Genomic DNA, 21,639 nt, shown 5'->3' on the forward strand with positions numbered 1-21,639 from the left:
GGCCATCCCGACGAGGCGGAGACGCTGCTGCGCGAGGCGGCTGCCGGGGACGGGCGGGTGTACGTGCGGCTGTCACTGCAGTCCAACGACCGGGGGCGTCCGGTCGGCGGGGCCGGCGGGTTCACCACCGTGCGGGAGGGAGCGGACGGGGTCGTGGTCGCCGTCGGGCCGATGCTCGACAACGTCCTCGCCGCGACGGAGGGACTCGACGTGACCGTGTTGTACGCGACCACCGTGCGGCCGTTCGACGGCCGAGGGCTGCGACGGGCGGCCGGCGCCCGGGCCACCGCCGATGTGGTGATCGTCGAGCCGTATCTGGCGGGCACCTCGACGAGCGCCGCCAACGACGCGCTCGCCGCGCTCCCCCACCGGATCCTGGGGCTCGGCGTGGCCCGCGAGGAGTTGCGGCGGTACGGGCAGATGGACGAGCATCTCGCGGCGCACGGTCTGGACCCGCGCGGTCTGCGGGACCGGATCAGCGGCTTCCTCGGCGGGTGAGCCGGCGGAGGCGGGCCTGTACCGGCCCATTGACCGGGTGGAAGGCGTGACTCTAACCTGAACAACGCCTCCGGAAAGCGCTTTCTAAACTCTCTCGGCACCCACCCCACAGGGAGCGCCCGTGAACCGTCGCCCTTCGATCCGCGGCGCCTTAGGGAGCCTGTTGCCCCCGCGCGACCTGCTTCCGCTCGCCGCGCTCACCCTCTGCCCGGTGCTCACGTTCTGCCTTCTGGCGACCTCGCCTCCCCCCGCCCACGCCGCCTCTTCCCGGACTCCGGCCGCCGTTCCGGTCACCTGGCCGCAGCCCGCCTTCCGCGAGGCGGAGTGGTTCACGATGACGGGCGGGAAACACGGCGGGGCGGTCACCGCGCACCGGGCCGGCGACTCCGGCGGGCGGCGGATCACCGAGATCGAGGACGGTGACTGGATCGACCTCGGCGCGGTGTCGCCGGGAAGCATCGATTCGGTGACGGTCCGCGCCGCCTCGGGCGGCATCGGCGGCACGGTCGAATTCCGGGCCGGATCGCCGGCCGGGCCGCTGCTGGGAAGTCTCACCGTCCCGTTCACCGGGGGCTGGGACCGCCCCGCATCGCCGACGGCCCGGCTGACGGGGGCCGCCGGCGGGGTACGGCTGTTCGCCGTGTTCGCCAATCCGGCATGGAGGGCGGGAACGGCCGACCTGTTCGCCGTCGACTGGTTCCGCTTCGACGGCCCGGCGGCTGACGGCGGATAGGGCGCACACACGGATCAGCGCGCGGCCAGGAGTTCCCCGTACCACGCGAGCGTCTCGTCGACCGTGGCCGCAAGGGGGTTGGGCCTGAGCCCGTACGCCTTCTCGATGGCCGAGGAGTCGACCGTCTGCGCCTCCGTGTGCTGGTAGAACATCTCGGCGTACTCCGCCATGAACACCTCGTCGAACGGCCCGAACGGGCGCGGCTGCGCCACGACGGTCAGGTTCAGGGCGCGCCCCACACGCTCCTCCACCATCGTCAGAATCTGCCGGGTGGTGAGCGCCGGGGCCGTGGGCAGGTGCCAGACCCGGCCGTACGCGTCCGCGTTCTCGCCCAGGGTCGCGAGCCCCGCGGCGACATCACCGATGTACGTGTAGCTGTGCGGCAGGTCGATGTCGCCGAACGCCGGGACCTCTCCCCCGGTCAGCGCCGCCGGGAACACCGCGCCGCCCAGCGTGGAGTTGAGGACCCCCGGCCCGACGAAGTCCGCCGACCGGCCCAGCACGACCCGGAGCCGGCCGTCGGCATGGGCGGCGAGGTAGCGGGTGTCCAGTTCCGCACGCATCCTGCCCTTGCGCGTGGTGGCGTTCCACGGCGTGTCCTCGGTCATCACCGCACCGCGCGTCTCGCCGTACGGATAGAGCGTGTCGAGGACCACGAGGCGGGCACCCACCGCTTCGGTGGCGGCGAGTACGGCCCGCTGGATGCGCGGCATGACCTCGACCTGGAGGTGGTAGCCGACGTTCACGCAGTGGTAGACGACGGCCGCACCTTCGACGGCCGCGCGGGCACCCTCGGCGGTGGCCACGTCGGCGGCGAACCGGGCGACACCCGCCGGTGCGCGCCCCTCGCCCGACCGGTCGACGAGCCGCACCTGGTGCCCTCGGCGGGCCAGTTCGGCAGCCAGCGCGGTCCCGGCGGGGCCGGCGCCGAGAACGACGTGGAGGTCATGCGTCGCGGTCATGCGGTGCTCCTCAAGAGGCGGTCCCTAAGGAGCGTTATTGCCCCTCGCTTCTGTTAGACACCGTAACCTTTGCCATGAGCCATCGCAACCCTGACTGTTAGACTCCGTAACTGAAGTGAGTTTGCCTAGCGAAAGGGGCCCGGGATGCCCGCGGCGCAGCAGGGGCCACGGGCCCGGTACCGGGAGCAGACCCGGGCGGAGATCAAGGAGGCGGCGCTGCGGCAGCTCGCCGACGGGGGTGTGGCGGCGCTCGCGCTCACCCGGATCGCGAAGGACATGGGCCTTTCGGGCCCGGCGCTCTACCGCTACTTCGCCAGCCGCGACGACCTGCTGAACGCCCTGATCAGGGACGCGTACGACGACGCCGCGACGGCGATGGGCGCAGCCGCGGCCCGGTCGGAGGCAGCCGCTCACGGCCCGCGCGAGCGGCTGCACGCGCTGGCTACCGCCTATCGGGCCTGGGCGGTCGGCGAGCCGCACCGCTATCTGCTGATCCAGGGCTCGCCGGTACCGGGGTACGTGGCCCCCGCCGACACGTTGGAGCGCGCCCGTGCCGCGCTCGGGCCGTTCCTGCCGGTGTTCACGGGCGGGGAGCCGGGAGCGGGGGTGGCTCCGGTGGTGGCGCAGATGGAGGCCTGGCTGACGGCGGACACCGCCGTGGCCGACTGGGTCGCCGCATACGCGGTGGAGGCGGCCGGCGACCCGGCGGCATCGGCCCGCGCGTTGGCCGGCGCGGTGCTCGCGTGGGCGCAGTTGCACGGCTCGGTCGGCCTGGAGGCGGCGGGCCAGTTCACGGGGATGGGCCACGACGGGGACAGCCTGCTGGTCGCGCAGATCGCCATGCTGGCGGACGCGTTCGCGCTGGCGTGAGCCCCTCCGGGGCGACGGCGGGTGACGCCCCCCGACGCCGGACGCCGGACCGGCCTCTATGGCCGGTCCGGCGTCCGGGTGGGTGCGGTGCGGGCGTCAGGAGTGGATGAGCACCTGCGAGAGGGCCACCCGGCCCGTGCCGGTGGTCACGATCTTCAGCGTGCGGGTCCGGCTGTCCAGGTCGATCACGGTGGGGCGGAGCGCCTTGCCGCTGACGTGGACGGTTCCGCTGTCCGTCACGATGTCGAAGTCACCCGTGACGGAGGCGGAGTTGTTCCACACCTCCACCTGCCGGACGTGCCGGACGCCGCCGAGGTCCACCTGCCACCAGGCACCCGCCTCGGAGAGCGTGCGGGTGTCCGTGTTGGTGTCGGCGTCCAAGGCCAGTTCCGCCGTCGCCGTCGCGTCGGTGGAGGACTGGGTGGCCGTGCCGGTGCGCGCGAGGTCGGTGCGCAGCTGCTCGACCGGGCCGCCTCGGGAACCCGCGCGAGCGGCGACGGCGAGCGCTTCGGCGGGGAGCCGGTCCAGACCGGTGAGGTTGTCCGTCATGACGGATCCGCGTCCGCCGAGCGCGGGTGCGGCGGTATCGGTCCAGTTGTGGCGCGCGGTGTTCTCGATCCCGTAGTCCGCCCAGTTGGAGACCCACTTGTAGCCGATGCGGGTGATGACGTTCTTCTCGACGGTGATGTGCGAGGACTGCTCGTCGAGGTAGATGCCATTGCCGTCGCGCTCGGTGTTGCCGTACGCGGAGCGGTTGATGTAGTTACCGCTCAGGACGGTGCCGGGCTGGGCGCCCTGGGTGTAGATGGCGCCGCCGTCGTGCTGCTGCCGCGCCACCTCCATGACGTCGGTGATGCGGTTGTTCGTCACCTTGTTGTCGCGCAGCACGGACTTCTGGGCCTCGGTCTGGTTCCAGCCCCAGCCGACGGAGATCCCGGAGTACGGGAGGTGGTCCAGGCTGTTGTGGTCGACGGTCAGTTCGGCCTCGTAACCGGCCCAGATGCCCACCGCGTCGGTGTACTCCACGCCGGTGCGGCTGATGGTGTTGTACGCGACGGTGTTGCGCTCCCCGGTGAGTTCGGCCCCCGGCATCGGCTCGGTGTCGCCGACGTACACCGCACCCGAGGACAGGTCGGTGAAGGACGAGCGGGTCACGGAGCTGTCCTTCGTGCCGGCCTCCAGGACGGCACCGGCCCCGCCGAGATGGGTGAACCGGGTGTTCCCGATGCTCACCCCCCGGCCGCCGCGGACGGTGACCGCGGCGGCCGGCTTGGTGTAGAAGCGGCCCGCGTGGTCGACGGGGCCGGTGGCGCCGGTCAGGGTGAGACCGGCCTGCATGCCCGCATAGCCCTCGTCGGTGCCGGGCTGTCGGTACGCCGCATACGCGAAGCCGATTCCGTCGACGGTGACGTCGTGTGCGCCGTCGACGACGAGCAGCTGTTCCGTGTGCGGAGTGACGGCCTGCGCGTGGCGCATGTTCTCGCCCTTGCGCGGCAGGTAGGTGACCGTGCGGTCCGTCGAGTTCCAGACGAACTCGCCCGGCTGGTCCAGTAGTTCGAGGGCGTTCTCGAAGAAGGCGACGCCGCTGTAGCGAGTGGAGTCGACCGTGGTGGAGTCCCAGGCGGGACCGGTGCGGTCCGTGCCGCTCGCCGAGTTCGTCCAGCAGGGCTGGGCGAACGTCATGGTGTCGCCGCTGACGGCCGCGATCCGGCAGTGGTAGTTGCGCCAGCGGACCCGGATGACGGCCTCGGCGTCGGTGGGGCGCTGCCACCGGTCGATTCCGGTGGCGGTCGCGCCCGTCATGCCGGCCTTGGTCGCATCGCACGTGGCGGCGGCGCAGGCCTCGCCGCGGGCACGGGTCGCGCGCCTGCCGTCGACGAAGAGCTGACGCGGGGTGACGCCTTCGGGAACGCGGGCGCTCCAGGTGCCGTCGGCGTTCTGCCGCCAGCCCGTGATGTCCTGTCCGCCGGAGAGGACGGGGTGGGCGCCGGGGGCCGCGGCCCAGGTCACGCCGGAGTCGGCGGAACCGAGCTTGAGCGGTTCGTCGAGCCGGTACGTACCGTCCTCGAGGAGTACGCGGACCTCGCGTCCGGTCACCGTGCGGGCCAGGTCCCGGGCCGCTTCCGGGGTACAGGGACGGGCGACGGTGCAGGAGGTGCCGTGGCCGGCCGGGGCCGCGTACAGGGTGCGGGTACCGGGTGCGGCCTGTGCGGCCGGGGCGGCGAGGAGCGCGGTCAGGACTGCGGCGGTGGCGGCAGCGGCGGTTCCTCGTACGACGTTCATGGAGCGGTTCACGCAGAGGCCTTCCAGTCGGGGTGGCCGGGCATGGGCGGATTGACGGCTCCGAAGAGCCAGTCGCGCAGGAACGGGTCGACGGAGCGGTCGCCGGTGACGCGGACGGCGTGCTGGATGAAGGCCTCGCTGGTGTAGGTGGAGTCCTTGAAGCGCTTCACCCACTCACGCATCACCTTGTCGAACGACGGCCGGCCGATCCGCAGGCTCAGGGCGTACAGGACGAGTGCGCCGCCGTCGTAGATGTTCGTGCCGCCGAGTGCCTTGGGCAGTCCGGGCGGGCCGTCGGCGACGCGGACCGCGTCGAGCTTCTCGTACGTCGCCTTCATCTTGTCGGCGAAGACGGACCAGCCGCGCTCCTCGCCGTACAGGCCCGCGTAGTACACGGCGGGGCCCTCATTCAGCCAGGCCTGCTGCCAGTCGTTCGGGGTGACGGAGTCGCCGAACCACTGGTGGACGAGCTCGTGGACCATGGTCGTCTCGTAGCCGGGCTGACCGTTGGCGTTGGGTTTGAACCAGTTGGTGGAGAAGAGGGAGAGGGTCTGGTTCTCCAGGGCGTCGGTGTAGCCGTCGTAGATGTGGAGCCCGTAGACGGAGAACGGGTAGCGGCCGAACTTCGCCTCCAGCCAGGCGAGATGGTCGGCGGTACGGGCCACGATCGGGGCGTACTTGTCCTCCTGGCCCTGCGGGACGATATGCCGCAGGGGCAGGCCGCGATGGCTGTTGCCGTACAGGTAGGTGCCTTTGACGACGGCGATGCCGATGAGTTCGGTCGCCATGCGCTCGCGGAGGGCGAAGTGCCAGACGGCACAGCCGTCGGCGCGCGGGGTCCGGTGGGTCAGTTCGCCGTTGGCGGTGGCGACGAAGCCCTCGGGGGCGCTGATGTGGAAGGTCCACGTCGCCTTGTCGGACGGGGTGTCGTTGCACGGCAGGAAGGTGTCGGCGCGCGAGGACTGGGCGGCCGAGGCGAAGCCGCCGTCGGTGCCGAACTTCCATCCGGTGAGGCCGAGCCGGGGCGCCTTACCGTTGCCCCGGTAGCGGATCTCGGTGGTGAACGCCTGCCCGTCGTGGAGCGGGCGGGCGGGCGCGACGGTCAGCTCCTGGCCGCTCTTCCCGGGAGCGAGCGACCAGGTGGCGGGGCGGCCGGCGACGGTGACGGAGTCGATCGTGTGGCCGTCGGTGTCGAGGTTGAAGGCGGAGAGGTCCTGGGTGGCCCTGGCGCTGATCCTCACGGTGGCGGTGAAGTCGTACGTCACCGGGGTGAAGTCGAAGGCCAGGTCGTAGTGGAGGACCTGGTAGCCGCCGTTGCCGAGCGTGGGGAAGAGCGGGTCGCCCACGCCGTCGGAGCCGGGCTCCGGGTCGAACCCGTGAGGCCGGGCGAAGGCGGGAGAGCCCAGGGCCGGGACGGCGACGGCCGCGGCGACCGCGGCCCCGCCGAGTGCGAGGACCGAACGTCGTGTGGTCACTTCTTGCCCTTCTGGAAGGCTTCCTCGAACTCGCCGCGGGCCTGCTCGCCACCCTTGGCCAGGTAGTCCTTGACCAGCTGGTCATAGGCGGACATGGGCTTGCGGCCGGAGATGATGTCCTTGAGCGCGTCCAGCTTGAACGAGTAGAGGCTGCCGTATCCCTTGGAGTCCCAGGTGGGCGAGGAGTACTGGAGCGTCGGGTCCGGCTCCATCATCGGGATCATCTTGCTGAAGGCGTCGTGGACGTGCCGGACGCCCGCCTCCGAGTCGGCGCTGAAGACCGCGGGCACGGCGGAGGCCATGAACTTCCAGGGCACGGTGACGTCCTGGGTGCCCTGCTTGGTGAGCGCGGGGTTGCCCTTGGCGTCGCGGGTGAAGTCCTTGCCCTCGACCCCGTAGTTGATGAGGGTGTACTCCTGGCTGCCGAACGGCGATGCGGCGAAGTCGGCCAGCGCGAGGACCTGCTTCACGCGGTCTCCGGACGCCTTCTTGATGTGCGTGTTCTCCAGCTTGACGTTGTCCATCCAGGCGACGGGCGCGGAGCCGAACGGCACGAAGGGCCTCGGGTCGTACTTCTTGTCGATCGCCTTCATGGCTGCGATGTAGCCGACACCGGGTGCCAGATAGGTGGGCATTCCGTCGTAGACGTAGGCACCCTTGCCGTTCTTGAACATGTCCGTGTACTGGGCCTTCTGCGCCCCGGACATCTGGAGGGTTCCCGGGTAGAAGCAGCCGGACTTGTAGAGCGACCGCGCGGTCTCCACCGCCTTGCGGAACTCCGGTGTCTCCAGGTCCGTGGTGAACTTCCCGGTCGTGGCGTCCAGCCGCCACGCGTACGGTGCGCCGGCCGACATGGCGAGGACGTTGGTGGCGCCCGCGATGATCGCGTACTGGTCCTTCTTGGGCCGGGTCAGCTCCTTGCACGCCTCGACGAACCGGTCGAGGCCGGTGATCTGGTCGAGGCTCGTGATGCCGATCTCCTCGAACAGGTCGTGCCGGTAGAAGCCGGCGCCGCCGGTGCCGGTACGCGTGATCGGGATGCCGTAGAGCTTCCCGCCGAAGATAGCGGCCTGCCAGGCGCCCTTCGGGATCGCGGCCAGGTTCGGGTAGTCCTTGACCTTGTCACCGGCGAGGTACGGGGTCAGGTCGGCGCACGTGGCCTGGAGGAAGCCGGACTTGTTGTCGACACCGCCGACCTCGGGGTACATGAAGAGGTCGGGGAGGCTGTCGCTGGCGACCATGGTGGAGAACTTGGTGCCGTAGTCGTCGGCGGGCACGGCGGTGATGTTCACCTCGCCGCCCAGCAGCTTCTCGATCTCCTGCCAGGCGGCGTTCCGGCCCCGCGAGGGCGGCGGCGGGGAGAACGTCTCCATCGTGGCGCTGATCGGCTTCGCACCCTTGAGCGGCGTGCCCTTCGTGGCCCTCAGCGGCTGGGCGGGGTAGCTGAAGAATCCCTGGGGCACACCGGCGGCGGTGCCGGCCAGGTCGGGCTTCAGACCGATGTTGCGGACCGCTGTGTCCGGGAGCAGCGAGGCGCTCTTGGCCTCCGCCTCGGCGGTCGTACCGCCGTCGCCGCAGGCGGCGAGCAGCGGGGCGGCGGCCAGTCCCAGACCGACGCCCGCACCCATGCGGAACAGTGCTCTGCGATTGATGGGGGAAGAGCTCGACACCTGAATCTCCTTGGAAGGGGGAGAGGGAAAGGAAGAAGTGGGGGGCGGTGGCTGCGCTCAGCCCTTGACGGCGCCTGTGAGCACGCCCTTGGTGAAGTAGCGCTGGAGGAACGGATAGACACAGAGGATCGGGACGACGGCGATCACGAGGACCGCCATCTGGACGGCCTGCTGCGGGGCGAGCACCTCGCCGGCCGATGCGGCGTTCAGGCTCTGGCCCTGGAGGACGTAGGTGCGCAGCACCATCGGCAACGGCCATTTGTCGGTGTCGTTGAGGTACAGGAGCGAGTTGAAGAAGGCGTTCCAGTACGTCACCGCGTAGAAGAGGCTGATCACGGCGAGGACGGCCTTGGACAGCGGCAGGACGATCCGCACCAGGATGCGGAAGTCACCGGCGCCGTCGACCTTCGCCGCGTCGTACAGCTCCTCCGGCAGGTTCATGAAGAAGGACCGCAGCACGACCAGGTTGAAGGCGCTGACCAGGGTGGGCATGACGAGCGCCGCGTAGGTGTCGTACAGGCCGAGTCCCTTGACCAGCAGGAAGTTGGGGATGATGCCCGCGTTGAACAGCATGGTGAACAGGGCGGTCATCAGGATGAAGCGGGACCCGGTGACTTCGCGGCGGGAGAGCCCGTACGCCATGCCGACGGTGACGAGCAGGCTGGCGAGGGTGCCGAACACGGTGATGCCGACGGAGACGAACAGCGCCCGGGTGACGACGCCGCCGGTGAAGATCGTGCGGTAGGCGTCCAGGGTGGGGTGGTCCGGCCACAGGACGAGGCCGGAGCTCTTGATGATGTCGGTCTGTGAGGCGAAGCTCGTGCCGATGACGCCGATCAGCGGGTAGGCGACGGCCAGGACGACCACCACGACGGCGACCGCCTTGGCGGTCGTGCCCATCCGGGTCGGGCGCTCCATCCACGGCGGCCGGCCGTCGGACTTGCGTACGGGGGCGGGGCGGGGCGCCGGTACGGTGCTCCGGGTCTTGGCGCGCGTCTTCTCAGCGGTCAGCACCGCGGTACACCCCTTCGTGGCCGAGCCGGTGGGCGAACTTGTTCGCGCCCAGCACGAGTGCGGTGCCGATGACCGCCTTGACGAGTCCGACGGCGGCGGCGACGCCCCAGTCGTTGTCCTTGATGCCGTGGTAGTAGACGTACGTGTCGAGGACTTCACCGGCGTCCGGGCCGACCGCGTCCCGCTGGAGCAGGATCTGCTCGAAGCCGACGGAGAGGATCTGCCCGAGGTTGAGGATCAGCAGCAGGATCAGTACGGGGGCGATGCCGGGCAGCGTCACGTGCCACAGACGGCGTCGGGGTCCGGCGCCGTCGATGGCGGCCGCCTCGTACTGCTGCCGGTCGATGTTGAGCAGTGCGGCGAGGATGATGATGGTGCCCCAGCCGGCGTCCTTCCAGGCCACCTGGAGGGTCAGCAGCCAGGGGAAGGCGTCGGGGTCGCTCATCATGTCGTAGCGCGGCAGACCCATGCTGCCGAGAACGTCCGGCAGCACGCCGGCGCCGCCCAGGATCTGCTGGAAGATCGAGACGATGATGACCCAGCCGATGAAGTGCGGGAGATAGACGACGCTCTGCACGAAGCGCCTGATGCGGTCGCTGGCGATGCTGTTGAGGAGCAGGGCCAGGGCGACAGGCACCGGGAAGAAGAAGACCAGCTGGACCAGTGCGATCTCCAGCGTGTTGAACGTCGCGCTCCAGAAGGCCGGTTCGGCGAACGCCGCGGAGAAGTTGGCGAAGCCCACCCAGACGCTGTGCATGTATCCGAGGTACGGCTGGTAGTCCTGGAACGCCACCACGTACCCGAGGAGCGGGACGTAGTGGAAGACGACGAAGTAGAGCAGGCCGGGCAGGGTGAGCAGCAGCATCACCCGGTCGCGCTTGATCCGCTGTCCGAGCGTCAGCCGGCGTGGGGCGACGGGTGCCGGAACGGCCGGCGGGGCGGGTTCTTCGACCTGCTTCCGCCACTTTCGCCGCTTTTCCCGCGGCAGCGGGGGTGCTGTGTCAGCCATGGTGCGTCCTGTTCGGCTGGGTGGCGCGTGGTGAGCCTTCTGCGGCCGCAAGTTAGTAAGCGGTTAACCCAAGCGTCAAGAGATCCGGGCGAACGTCTTTGTTTCGCGATGCTCTCCGCAACGAAATCCGCCTCGCGAAGGCCTGAATACCATTACAAATAGGGCGGTTAGGCGGCGGGAGAGCTTGACGGTCACCCATCGCGCTCCTTAGCGTGCCGGTCATTCCATAGAACGCGATTACTGTCCGGAGGCAGGGTGCGAACCACCGAAGAGGCGCCGGCTCGGTCCGGTACCGATGCTGCGGCCCCGCCCGAGAGGCGCCCGCGCACGGTCCTGGTCATGAGCCCCGGGTTGCTGGACGACGTCTTCCCGCCCCCTGTCCGGGCCCGTCTCGAGGAGACCGCGGAACTCCTCGACCCTTCCCTGATCAGCGAGTTCGACTCCCCCGACGCCGTGCGGGCGCTGGCCTCGGCCGAAGTGCTGCTCACCGGCTGGGGGTGCCCGCCGGTGGACGCCGGCCTGCTGGAGCGGGCGCCGCGGCTGCGGGCGGTCATCCACGCGGCCGGCACGGTGAAAACGTTTCTGTCACCGGCCGCCTTCGACCGCGGGATCACCGTCTCGTCGGCCGCGGCTGCCAACGCGGTCCCGGTGGCGGAGTACACCCTGGCGGCGATCATCATGGGGGCGAAGCGGGTGTTCCCGCTGGCGGGGCTCTACCGCGCCCGCCGCACCCACCGCACCGGCGCCGACCTCGACCGGCAGCACTGGCTCGGTACGCACGGACTGACCGTCGGGGTCGTGGGCGCGTCCCGGATCGGGCGCCGGGTGATCGAGCTGCTGCGGGTGGTCCTGGACGCGGAGGTGCTGCTGTACGACCCGTACGTGGGCGCGGCCGAGGCCGAACTCCTCGGCGTGACCCGCACGGACCTGGACACCCTCGTGGCCACCAGCGACGTGGTGAGCGTCCACGCCCCGGACACCCCCGAGACGCGGGGCATCATCGACGCGCGCCGGATCGGCCTGATGCGGCCCGGCACCCTGCTCGTCAACACCGCACGCGGCACCCTGGTGGACACCGAGGCGCTGACCGGCCACCTGGTCAGCGGGCGGCTCGACGCCGTCCTGGACGTCACGGCACCCGAGCCGCTGCCCGCCGGACATCCGCTGTGGGACCTGCCCAACGTCTTTCTGACCCCGCATCTCGCGGGCGCCCAGGGCAACGAGGTGGGGCGGCTGGGGGCACTCGCCGTCGAGGAGCTGACCCGGTACGCGCGGGGCGAGCCCTTCGCCCATCCGGTGCACCGGGCCGACCTGGGGAGGATCGCATGAGCACCGTCCCCCGGCAGGCTCTAGGCTCGGCGTCACACAACAGCCACCAGGGGGTGAGCCGGATGCGCCGGCAGAGCACGGCCGCGGACGGACAGCGGCGGGCCACGGTCACCGACGTCGCACGGCGCGCAGGCGTCTCGACGGCCACCGTCTCCCGCGTACTGAACCGCAACTACCCCGTCGCGGAGGCCACCCGGGAACGGGTCGAGTCGGCCATGCGCGAGCTCGGCTACGTGGTCAACGCGCACGCCCGCGCCCTGGCCGGCGTCTCCAACCGCACCGTCGGCATCATCGTCAACGAGGTCATCGACCCCTTCTACGCCTACATCGCCCGCGGCGTGGAGCGCGAGGCGGCGCTCGGCGGGCGGCTCTGCCTGGTCTGCTGCACCCAGGGCGACCCCCAGCGCGAGCTGGCCTTCATCGACCTCATGCACGAGCGCAGGGCGGACGCGGTGGTGGTGGTCGGCGGGTCGATCGCCGACCGCGGCTACACCTCCGAACTGGCCCGCCGGGCCCGCGAGCTGGACGCGGGCGGCTCCAAGCTGGTGCTGTGCGGACGGCCGCCGCTGGGCGAGGCCGCGCCCACCGCGGCGGTCGAGTACGACAACGAGGGCGGCGCCTTCGCCATCACCGACCATCTGCTGATGCAGGGCCACGAACGGATCCTCTACCTCGGCGGACCGCCCAAGCTCTCCACCACCCGTGACCGGCTGGCAGGCCACCGGCGCGCCCTGGAGCTCCGCGGGATCGCCATAGATCCCGAGCTGTCCCAGCCCGGCGCCTTCAGCCGCAACTTCGGCTATCGACGGATGGCCGAACTGCTTCGGGACGGACCGGAGTTCACCGCGGTCTTCGCGGCCAACGACGTGGTCGCCGCAGGTGCCGCCCAGGCGCTGGAGGAGGCGGGCCTGCGGGTACCCAAGGACATCTCCCTGGTGGGTTACGACGACATCCCCGTCGCCCAGGAACTCCGCCCCCGGCTGACCACCGTCCACGTACCGCTGGAGGAGATGGGCCGCCAGGCCGTGCGGCTCGCCGTCTCGGGCGGGGACGAGGACGACTGGCGGGAGCCCACCACGGGTGCCCTGCGGCTCGGCACTCACATCGTGGTACGCGATTCCGTCGCGCCCCGAGCCGGCAGGGCCAGCCGTATGTGACCGGTTACTACCCGCCTGTCCGCAGTCGGCCATAGAAAATCACAGTAACTTCGCGACTCCCCTTGCGGCTCGACAGCAACCGCTTACATGCTGGCGGCACGCCCCACCCCCGGTCCGCACGCTTCCGCCCCTCATTCGTTTCTGCAGGGAGAGTTCCGCATGCGCAAGTCCATCTCCTCAAGCCCGGCTTCCCCCTCGGTCGGCCGCCGCACCGTTCTCGCCGCGGGTGCGGGGGCGGTCGCCGCACTCGGCGCCGGTGCCGTCTCCGCGCAGGCCGCGACCCGTAGCCCCGCCGTCCGCCCGGTCTCACTGACGGTCACCGCCCGTCCGGCCGCCGAGGCCGAGCGGCTGCGCCTGGCACAGGCTCTGCGCGGCTCCGAGTTCCAGGCCACCGGGCTGTACGCCCCCGCCGGTGCCACGCTCTCGCTCACGGTCCAGCCGCACGACGACCTGGTGCCCACGCTCTGGATCGGCGCCTGGGACTACTACGGCGACATCACCGAGCCGCGCGGCTACCCGCTCACCGCGGGCTCCAACAACGTGACCGACCCGCACGGCGGCCCGGTCTATCTGACGCTCACCGGGCAGGGCGAACGAGCGGGCGTGCTGTTCCGCTCCGGCACCGTTCCCATGCCGGTGTTCACCCTGGGCAGCACCACGGAGGCCGCATACCAGCACCAGCTGGACACCCTGACCGCCTCGCCCTGGGTGGAGCTCCACGGCCCGAACACCATCATGACGCTGACCCGCGAGGGCGCGCTGCTGTACCGCGGCGAGGACCATGCCGCGCTGCTCCGGCTGATCGAGACGATCATCGACTCGCACGCCCGGATCAGCGGGCTGGACGGTTCGAAGCCGGTGCACCGGCGCAAGGCGGGCCCGTACCACTTCACCGAGGTCAGCAAGGTGCCCACGGGTGTCGGGGCATACGCCACGCACGGCTACAACGGATTCCCGAGGGCCTATCTCGACCGGGCCACCACGGTCGAGGGACTGCGCACGCGCGGCTGGGGGCTCTACCACGAACTCGGCCACCTGCACCAGCAGATGGCGTACAAGCCGGGTGGCCTCACCGAGGTCACGGTGAACATCTACTCCCTGGCCGCCCAGCGCACCCTCGGCCGGCCCTCCAACCTGCTCACCGTCGACCCGGCCACCGGGCTCACCGCCTTCCAGACCTCCCGGGCGAAGTTCGGCACCGCCGGGCTGACGTACGAGAAGTCGTTCGGCGCGTACGAGAAGCTCGTGCCGCTGCGCCAGCTGGAGCTCGCGTTCGGGGACGACTTCTGGCCCCGGCTGCACAAGCTGGTGCGCGAGGAGAACCCGCAGTCGGACTACACGGAGAACGCCAAGCGGTACCGCGCGCTGGCCACGTACTCCAGCCGCGTCGCGGGATACGACCTCACCGACTTCTTCGTGAACACCTGGGCGTTCCCGGTCGACGCCGTCGGCAAGGCCGAACTGGCGGCGCTCGGCCTGCCGCAGCCGCCCGTCGACCCGAGCACCCTCACCGACTGACCAGGCACGGCGAAGGAGTGACCATGCAGTGGAGCAGAAGGACCCTTCTGGCGGCGGGCGGCGCCACCGTGTCCGGAGTCCTGACCGCGGGCCCGGCACGGGCCGCGGAGCCGGGACGCGCGACGCGGAGCGCCGACGAGGATTTCGACGTCCTGCTGGCCCGCGCCGAAACCCTGTTGACCGGGGGCGGGTTCGATCCGTCGGATCCCGGCTTCGCCGCCGGGGTCGCGGCCCTGGACGGCACGGCGAAGGGACTCTGGGACACCCTGGACCGCACCGCGGCCCGCACCGCGCTGTGGAACGATCTCGCACCCGTCACCGATCCGGGGAACTTCGGGCAGAGCTATACCCGGCTGCGCACGCTCGCGACTGCGTGGGCCACCCCCGGCACCTCGCTGTCCGGCAGCGCGGAGACGGCGGCCGCCCTGCTGTCCGCGCTGCGGTTCACCTACGACACCGCCTACCACCCGGCGGCCCGGGAGAGCGGCAACTGGTGGTTCTGGGAGATCGGAGCGCCGCGCGCGCTGATGGACACCTGCGTCCTGTTGCGTGGGCGGCTGCCGGCCGCCGACCTCGCGGACTATCTGGCGGTCGTCGACCGCTTCTGCCCGGACGCCGACCGACGTACCAACTCCCCCACCCTGTCCGAGACCGGCGCCAACCGCACCGACAAGGCCGTGATCGTCGCGCTGCGCGGACTGCTCGGCAAGAACACCGACAAGCTGGCGTCCGCCCGCGACGCGCTCTCCGACGTGCGCGACGCGGGGCGCAACAGCCTGTTCAGGTACACGGGTTCGGGTGACGGGTTCTACGAGGACGGCTCGTTCGTCCAGCACGACGTGGTCGCGTACACCGGCTCGTACGGCACCGTGCTGCTCGGCGGCGCCGCCTATCTGCTGTCCCTCCTCGCGGGCTCGCCGTGGGCGGTCGCCGACCCGAAGGTCTCGGTGATGTACGACGCCGTCGAGCGGAGCTTCGCACCGGTGATCTTCGACGGGCTGATGATGGACGCGGTGCGCGGGCGCGCCGTGTCCCGGCAGCGCGCCGGCGACCACCGGGACGGCGCGACGGCCGTCGCGGCGATCCTGCTTCTGGCATCGGGCGCCCCGGCGGACCGGGCGGACCGGTGGCGTGCGCTGGCCAAGGGCTGGCTGACCCGCAACCGCACCACCCCCTTCGCCGCCCTGGCCACCCTGCCCCAACTCGCCCTGGCCAAAGCCGTACTGGACGATCCTGCGGTCCCGGCCGGGGCCCGCACGACGGGCAGCTTCGTCTTCGCCGACATGGACCGGGTGGTGCACCGCCGCCCCGGCTGGGCGTTCGCCCTGTCGCTCTCCTCCAGGCGCATCTCCGCGTACGAGGCGGGCAACGGCGAGAACCTCCACGGCTGGTACACCGGCGACGGCATGACGTACCTGTACGACGGTGACGGCCTCGGCCAGTTCAACGACGGCTTCTGGCCGACCGTCGATCCGTACCGTCTCCCCGGCACCACGGTCGACACGCGCGAGCGCGCCGATCTCGGGACGGGCGGCGGGACCTCCACCTACCGCCCGGCGAACGCCGTCGCGGGCGGTGCGGTGCTGGACAGCCGGCACACGACAGCCGCGATGGAGGTGACGGGTGCCGAGGGCAGCACCCTGCGGGCCAGGAAATCGTGGTTCCTCCTCGACAACGCGGTGGTCGCGCTCGGAGCCGGCGTCACGGCGAGCGACGGCCGGACGGTCGAGACGGTCGTGGAGAACCGCAACCTCGGCGCGGGCGGCCGCAACCGGCTGCTGGTGGACGGGGTGGATCCGGGCGCGAGCGCCGCCGTCGCCCGGGCGGGCTGGGCGCATCTCGACGGGACCGGCGGCTACGTCTTCCCCGGCACGACCGCTCTGAACGTGCTGAGCGAGGAGCGCTCCGGCACCTGGCGGGCGATCAACACCGGTGCGGACACCGGGGGAAGCACCGACTCCGTGACGCGTCGCTACGCCACGCTGTGGCTGGACCACGGGGTCTCCCCCACCGACGCGGGCTACGCCTATGTCCTGCTGCCCGGCGCGTCGGCGGCGGCCACCGCGGTGTGGTCGCGCTCGCGGCCGGTGCGGATCGTGGCGAACGACACCACCGCGCAGGCCGTGGAGGACCGCAGGTCCGGGCTGACCGCGGTGCACTTCTGGGGCGCCGGTTCGGTGGCCGGGATCACCGCGTCCGGTCCGGTGACGCTCCTCGTACGGCGGCGGGGCGCGCAGGTGTCCGTCGCGGTCGCCGACCCGGGCCGGACCGGGACGGTGGTATCGGTCGAACTCCCCTTCCGTGTCAGGTCGGTGGCCTCGTCCGACGACACCGTGACCGTCGCCCCGGGGGCCCGCCCGGTCCTCACCGTCGCCGTCGGCGGTTCCCGCGGCCACACCCACCGCGCCGAACTCGTCCGGTAACCACCTCCACCGATTCCTGGGAGCAGCACCACCATGTCCGTCGCCCCGCACCTTCACCTGCCGCCCACCGACCGGGTCCTGTCGTCACGTACCGGCTGGACCCGGGCGCACTGGGAGGCGACCGCCGACCGGATGCTGGACGCGCTGACGCCGTACGCGACCCCCGGCTTCGCCCAGTACCGGCTGCCGGGCCGCGGCAGCTGGTCCGGGGTGGTGTCCGACGGGCTGGAGGGCTTCGCCCGGTCGTTCCTGCTCGCCGCCTGCCGGATCGCTGGCGCGGGCGGGGCGGTCGACCCCGCCCTGATCGAGCGGTACGCGGCCGGTCTCGCCGCGGGCACGGACGCCGCGAGCGGGGAGGCGTGGCCGCGGCTGACGGACTGTTCGCAGCAGATGGTGGAGGCGGCTTCGATCGCGGTCGCGCTGCACGAGACACGGCCGTGGATCTGGGACCGGCTGGACGCAAAGGTCCAGGAGCGGGTCGTCGACTGGTTCTCCGGGTTCGTCGGCGGCCGCACCTGGGACAACAACTGGCGGCTCTTCCAGGTGGTGTCCGAGCAGTTCCTCGCCTCGGTGGGAGCCCCGTACAGCGCCTCGGACATCGAGGAGGGTCTGGACAGGATCGAGGACTGGTACGTAGGTGACGGCTGGTACACGGACGGGGACGGCCGCAACTTCGACTACTACATCGGCTGGGCCATGCATCTGTACCCGCTGCTGTGGGCCCGGATCGCGGGCCCCGGCGGCGACGGCGGCCGGAGCGCCGTCCACCGGAAGCGCCTGCACCGGTTCCTGGAGGACTACCCGCGCTTCTTCGGGGCCGACGGCGCCCCGGTCCACCAGGGCCGCTCCCTGGCCTACCGGTTCGCCGCGCTCGCTCCCGTGTGGATGGGCGCGCTGGCCGACTGCACACCGCTCGCCCCCGGCCTGACCCGCCGCCTCGCCTCCGGCACCCTGCGCCATTTCGCCGAGCGCGGGGTGCCGGACGAACGGGGGCTGCTGACGCTCGGCTGGTACGACACCTTCCTGCCGTCCACCCAGCCCTACTCCGGGCCGGCCTCCCCCTACTGGGCGAGCAAGGGCTTCCTCGGCCTGCTGCTGCCCCCCGACCACGAGGTGTGGACCGCGCGCGAACTCCCCCTGCCGGTCGAGGAGTCCGACACGTACACCGCACTGCCCGCCCCCGGCTGGCTGCTGCACGGCACCCGGCACGACGGGATCGTCCGCCTCGTCAACCACGGCAGCGATCACAACCCACCCGCGCCGGACTCCGCGGCCATCGAAGCCGGCGCGGACCCGGACCTGGGGGCGGGTGAGGACGATCCGCACTACGCGAAGTTCGCCTACTCGACGGCGACGGCCCCGGAGTCCGCTCCGCACGCCCTGGTCCGCGATGTCGACGGCCATCTGGCGCTGCTCGCCCCGGACGGCACTCCGTCCCGGCGCCGCCGGATCCATCCGCTGCGCTGCGAGGACCGCGTCGCCTCCTCCTGGTCGGCGGCCCGGCTGCCCGGTGACGGGCGCGCCTACCGCATCGAGACGACGAGTGTGCTGCACGGCCCGTGGGAGATCCGGGTGCACCGGGTCGAGGCACCCGAGGGCGCGGTGGTCCGCGAGGGCGGCCACGCGGTCGCGCACGCGCAGAGTCCGTTCGCCTCGTCGGCGCCCGACTGGGCGCTCGCGCGCACGGCCGACGGGCTGAGCAGCGCACTGGTCGCGCTGTACGGATGGGACGGGGGTGTGGACGGCGCCGCCGTGGCACGCGACGTCGAGTCCAATGCGTACGGCCCGCACTCGGCGGTTCCGTATCTGCGCAGCGCACCGCATGCGGGCGGCCGCAGCGTGCATGTCTCGCTCATCGTGCTGTCCCGAGACAGCATTCACCCCGAGGCGTTGCGCACGGCCGTGCGGGTGCGGGTGGACGGCGAGGCGGTCGTGCTCACCTTCCTGGACGGCCGCACGGTGGAGGCCTGACGGCATGGTCCGGCGCGGGGCTCAGATGCCGAGGATGTTCTCCTCCCGCTGGTGGATGTGCCCGACGAGCTCCCGCGCCAGTGACTTGATCGTGTCGAGCCCCGCCCGTCCCCACGGACGGGGCACGATGTCGACGGCGCAGACGGCCCCCAGGGCGATGCCGGTGCGGTCGATGAGCGGCGCCCCCAGGTAGGAGCGGATGCCTATGTCGTCGACGACCGGATTCCCGGCGAACCGCGGGTAGTCGCACACGTCCTCCAGGACCAGTGCCTTGCGCCGTACGACGACATGCGGGCAGAAGCCGTGATCGAGGGCCACATAGCGCCCCCGGCGGCCGCTGCCCGCCGCCGCAACCCCCAGGTCGGAGCCCTTCCAGGTACCCGCCGGAGTGTGCAGTCCGGCGAAGAACTGGCGGTTGCCGTCGATGAAGTTGACCATCGAGTAGGGCACCTCGGTCACTTCGGCCACCCGGTCGGCGAAGGCGTCGAAGTTGTCGAACGAGGCGTCCGGCCGCTCCCCCAGCCCCAGTCTCCGCAACCGCTGGGTCCGGACGTCGGTGTCGCTGTCGACGGGCGTCAGCAGCAGCCGTCCGAGGGCGCGCGGGGTCGTCACGGATGGACTCCGTAGCTTCCGTGGCCGGTCAGCGGGGCGGGTTCGGCGGTGGCGTTGATGAGGTGCTGGACCAGAGTGACCAGCGCGCCGGTGCCCGAACTCGCGATGCGGGCGTCGCAGAGGACGACGGGGACCGCGGGCGCGAGGTCGAGGGCCGCCCGCACCTCCTCGGGGCCGTAACGGAACGCGCCGTCGAACTCGTTGACCGCGACGATGAAGCCGATCCCGCGTCGTTCGAAGAAGTCGACGGCGGCGAAGCACTCCTCCAGTCTGCGGGTGTCGGCGATCACGACCGCTCCGAGCGCGCCCTGGGAGAGTTCGTCCCACATGAACCAGAAGCGCTCCTGTCCCGGTGTGCCGAACAGATAGAGCACATGCTGCTCGTCCAGCGTGATCCGGCCGAAGTCCATCGCCACGGTGGTGGAGGTCTTGGACTCGATGCCTTCGAGGCTGTCCGTCGCCGCGCTGACCTGGGTCAGCAGCTCCTCCGTGCTCAGGGGCGCGATCTCGCTGACCGCGCCGACGAACGTCGTCTTGCCGACGCCGAACCCTCCTGCCACCAGCACCTTGAGGGCGACGGGGAAGCCCTCGGGGCTGCCGGGGTCCTCCTCGTAGCCGGATGTGCGGGTGCCGTCCTCGTACCCGGACGCGCCGGGTCCGTTGTCGTACCCGGATGCGCCGGATCCGTTGTCGTACCCGGACGCGGCGGGTCCGTTCTCGTACCCGGGGTGGCCCGGCGGGGCCGCGTACCCGCCGCCCGGGGCGTCCGCGTAGCCGACGTGTCCGGGGCTCACGGTCCCCGCGTACGGGGCGGAGCCGTCGAAGCCGTCAGAGCTGTCGTCGTAAGCCATCGAGCACTGCCTCCAGCAGGGATCGGTCGGTGGGCATGTCATGGAAGGCGGGCGGGTGTGCGGTGACCGCGCCGCAGTCGACCAGGTCCGAGAGCAGGACCTTGGTGACGACGGCGGGCAGCCGCAGATGCGCGGCGATCTCGGCCACCGAGGTGGGACCGCCGCACAGCCCGAGCGCCACGGAGTGCTCGGGACCCAGGTGCGTCTGCGGAACGGTCCCGGTGGCCATCACCAGGGAGAGCAGGTCGAGCACGGTCGTGGGACGGGTACGGCCGTTGCTCACGGTGTAGGGGCGGATGAGGCGGCCTGCCGCATCGTCGAGCAACGGCCCGTCCTGCGTGGCCGGCATGGTCATAGTCCCGCGGCGCCCGGCACTCCGGCCGCTTGTCTCGTCGGCGTCATCAGATAGGGCCGGACGCTCTTGACCAGCATCGTCATCTCGTAGCCGAGCACGGCGGCGTCCGCGTTCCGCCCGGCGAGCACGGCCAGACAGGTGCCGGAGCCGGCGGTCGCGACGAAGAGGAGCGTCGAGTCGAGTTCCACCACCACTTGGCGGACCTCTCCGTTGTCCCCGAAACGGGCCCCGGCACTGCGCCCGAGCGAGTACAGGCCGGCCGCCAGCGCGGCCATGTGGTCGGCGCTGTCGGCGTCCATGCCGTGGAAGGATTTCACCAGCCCGTCGGCGGACAGCAGGACCGCGCTGCGCGTGTACGGCACGCGCTGTACCAGCCCGCTCAGCAGCCAGTCGAGGTCCGAGACCTGACCGGACGGCATATCGGTCGCCATGGTGCATCTACTCCTTGGTGGTGTTCACGTTCGCTTCGAGTGGGTCTTGATCGCTGTGGTACGAGCCCGCCCTGAGCAGTTCCACGGGGACGGCGCCACGGACCGGGAGCGGCTCCAGCGGCGCCCTGACCGGTGCGGGGCGTTCCCGGCCGGTTCGCAGGTCCCCGGACCCGCCGGCGTCCGCTCCGGTGCCGTCGGACGCCCCCGACCCGGTGTCGCCGTCCGGTACGGGATCCGCCTCGGACTCCTGCCGCGCCTCGGCGAGGTCGATCCCGCGCCGGAAGGCCGCCACCAGCCCCGGGTCGTGCAGGGTGGGCTCCTCCTCGGCGCGCGGGGCGGGGGCCTCCCTGAGCTGCGGGACCAGGTGTTCCTGGTTGGCCCGCCTGGGGAGTTGGGGCCGGCCCATCGTGCCGCGCACGACTCCGGTCTCCTGGGGCAGCGCGGGGACCGCGTCGTCCGTGGTGGGGATGCCGGAGCG

At 71.4% G+C, this 21,639-nt stretch carries 18 protein-coding genes and 1 pseudogene; 8 read left to right on the forward strand and 11 right to left on the reverse strand.

All coding sequences use genetic code 11. From position 1 onward, the window contains the following. A partial coding sequence (locus tag JGS39_RS17575) for a transketolase C-terminal domain-containing protein (protein ID WP_308120488.1) occupies nt 1-498 on the forward strand: 498 nt, incomplete at its 5' end. Nucleotides 499-619: 121 nt separating this feature from the next. Further along, on the forward strand, nt 620-1,231 hold the full coding sequence (locus tag JGS39_RS17580; RefSeq protein WP_219570078.1) for a carbohydrate-binding protein: 612 nt from the start codon (nt 620-622) through the stop codon (nt 1,229-1,231). Nucleotides 1,232-1,245: 14 nt separating this feature from the next. Here JGS39_RS17580 and JGS39_RS17585 read toward each other — a convergent pair whose 3' ends face one another. Further along, a complete protein-coding gene (locus tag JGS39_RS17585) occupies nt 1,246-2,193 on the reverse strand; it encodes an NAD-dependent epimerase/dehydratase family protein (RefSeq protein ID WP_219570079.1) in 948 nt (315 codons plus the stop codon). 144 nt (nt 2,194-2,337) lie between these two features. Between JGS39_RS17585 and JGS39_RS17590 the strand changes: the two genes are divergently transcribed. Continuing rightward, nucleotides 2,338-3,063: a TetR/AcrR family transcriptional regulator gene (locus JGS39_RS17590; RefSeq protein ID WP_219570080.1), complete on the forward strand. Its 726-nt coding sequence runs from the start codon at nt 2,338-2,340 to the stop codon at nt 3,061-3,063. A gap of 96 nt (nt 3,064-3,159) precedes the next feature. Here the strand turns inward: JGS39_RS17590 and JGS39_RS17595 are convergent, their stop codons facing one another. The 5 genes from JGS39_RS17595 to JGS39_RS17615 form a co-directional block, all read right to left on the reverse strand. Next, a complete protein-coding gene (locus tag JGS39_RS17595) occupies nt 3,160-5,358 on the reverse strand; it encodes a right-handed parallel beta-helix repeat-containing protein (protein ID WP_219570081.1) in 2,199 nt (732 codons plus the stop codon). Beyond that, the gene (locus JGS39_RS17600; RefSeq protein ID WP_219570082.1) at nt 5,355-6,821 is read right to left on the reverse strand and encodes a M1 family metallopeptidase; all 1,467 of its coding nucleotides are present in this window, start codon (nt 6,819-6,821) and stop codon (nt 5,355-5,357) included. The genes JGS39_RS17595 and JGS39_RS17600 overlap by 4 nt, the downstream gene beginning before the upstream one ends. Continuing rightward, nucleotides 6,818-8,491 (reverse strand): extracellular solute-binding protein, encoded by a 1,674-nt coding sequence (locus JGS39_RS17605; RefSeq protein WP_219570083.1) that lies wholly within the window; start codon nt 8,489-8,491, stop codon nt 6,818-6,820. The genes JGS39_RS17600 and JGS39_RS17605 overlap by 4 nt, the downstream gene beginning before the upstream one ends. A 57-nt stretch (nt 8,492-8,548) precedes the next feature. After that, nucleotides 8,549-9,409 (reverse strand): carbohydrate ABC transporter permease, encoded by an 861-nt coding sequence (locus JGS39_RS17610; protein ID WP_219570091.1) that lies wholly within the window; start codon nt 9,407-9,409, stop codon nt 8,549-8,551. Between the two features lie 82 nt (nt 9,410-9,491). After that, nucleotides 9,492-10,514 carry an ABC transporter permease gene (locus JGS39_RS17615; RefSeq protein ID WP_219570084.1) on the reverse strand — a complete coding sequence of 341 codons (1,023 nt, stop codon included), beginning with the start codon at nt 10,512-10,514 and terminating at the stop codon, nt 9,492-9,494. A gap of 339 nt (nt 10,515-10,853) precedes the next feature. Here JGS39_RS17615 and JGS39_RS17620 point away from each other — a divergent pair, with 339 nt between their 5' ends. The 5 genes from JGS39_RS17620 (at nt 10,854) to JGS39_RS17640 (ending at nt 18,912) form a co-directional block, all read left to right on the forward strand. Further along, nucleotides 10,854-11,843 (forward strand): hydroxyacid dehydrogenase, encoded by a 990-nt coding sequence (locus JGS39_RS17620; RefSeq protein ID WP_219570085.1) that lies wholly within the window; start codon nt 10,854-10,856, stop codon nt 11,841-11,843. 62 nt (nt 11,844-11,905) lie between these two features. Then, complete coding sequence (locus JGS39_RS17625) at nt 11,906-13,000, forward strand: LacI family DNA-binding transcriptional regulator (protein WP_219570092.1); 1,095 nt, start codon at nt 11,906-11,908, stop codon at nt 12,998-13,000. Between the two features lie 159 nt (nt 13,001-13,159). Continuing rightward, nucleotides 13,160-14,518, forward strand: a complete 1,359-nt coding sequence (locus JGS39_RS17630; RefSeq protein WP_219570086.1) for a M60 family metallopeptidase — start codon at nt 13,160-13,162, stop codon at nt 14,516-14,518. Nucleotides 14,519-14,541: 23 nt separating this feature from the next. Next, nucleotides 14,542-16,941, forward strand: a complete 2,400-nt coding sequence (locus tag JGS39_RS17635; RefSeq protein WP_219570087.1) for a polysaccharide lyase 8 family protein — start codon at nt 14,542-14,544, stop codon at nt 16,939-16,941. A 33-nt stretch (nt 16,942-16,974) separates the two neighbouring features. Then, a complete protein-coding gene (locus tag JGS39_RS17640; protein WP_219570088.1) occupies nt 16,975-18,912 on the forward strand; it encodes a DUF2264 domain-containing protein in 1,938 nt (645 codons plus the stop codon). A gap of 21 nt (nt 18,913-18,933) precedes the next feature. Here the strand turns inward: JGS39_RS17640 and JGS39_RS17645 are convergent, their stop codons facing one another. The 5 genes and pseudogenes from JGS39_RS17645 to JGS39_RS17665 form a co-directional block, all read right to left on the reverse strand. Then, nucleotides 18,934-19,524 carry a GAF domain-containing protein gene (locus JGS39_RS17645; RefSeq protein ID WP_219570089.1) on the reverse strand — a complete coding sequence of 197 codons (591 nt, stop codon included), beginning with the start codon at nt 19,522-19,524 and terminating at the stop codon, nt 18,934-18,936. After that, on the reverse strand, nt 19,521-20,090 hold the full coding sequence (locus tag JGS39_RS17650) for a GTP-binding protein (protein WP_219570093.1): 570 nt from the start codon (nt 20,088-20,090) through the stop codon (nt 19,521-19,523). Before JGS39_RS17650 ends, JGS39_RS17645 begins: the two co-directional genes overlap by 4 nt. A 262-nt stretch (nt 20,091-20,352) precedes the next feature. Continuing rightward, nucleotides 20,353-20,724 (reverse strand): DUF742 domain-containing protein, encoded by a 372-nt coding sequence (locus tag JGS39_RS17655; protein ID WP_148017001.1) that lies wholly within the window; start codon nt 20,722-20,724, stop codon nt 20,353-20,355. A gap of 2 nt (nt 20,725-20,726) precedes the next feature. Continuing rightward, nucleotides 20,727-21,161 (reverse strand): roadblock/LC7 domain-containing protein, encoded by a 435-nt coding sequence (locus JGS39_RS17660; protein ID WP_219570090.1) that lies wholly within the window; start codon nt 21,159-21,161, stop codon nt 20,727-20,729. Nucleotides 21,162-21,168: 7 nt separating this feature from the next. Continuing rightward, nucleotides 21,169-21,639, reverse strand: a pseudogene (locus JGS39_RS17665) (hypothetical protein); the annotation flags it as partial.

Source organism: Streptomyces poriferorum (assembly GCF_019399235.1).
Taxonomy (GTDB): Bacteria; Actinomycetota; Actinomycetes; order Streptomycetales; family Streptomycetaceae; genus Streptomyces; species Streptomyces poriferorum.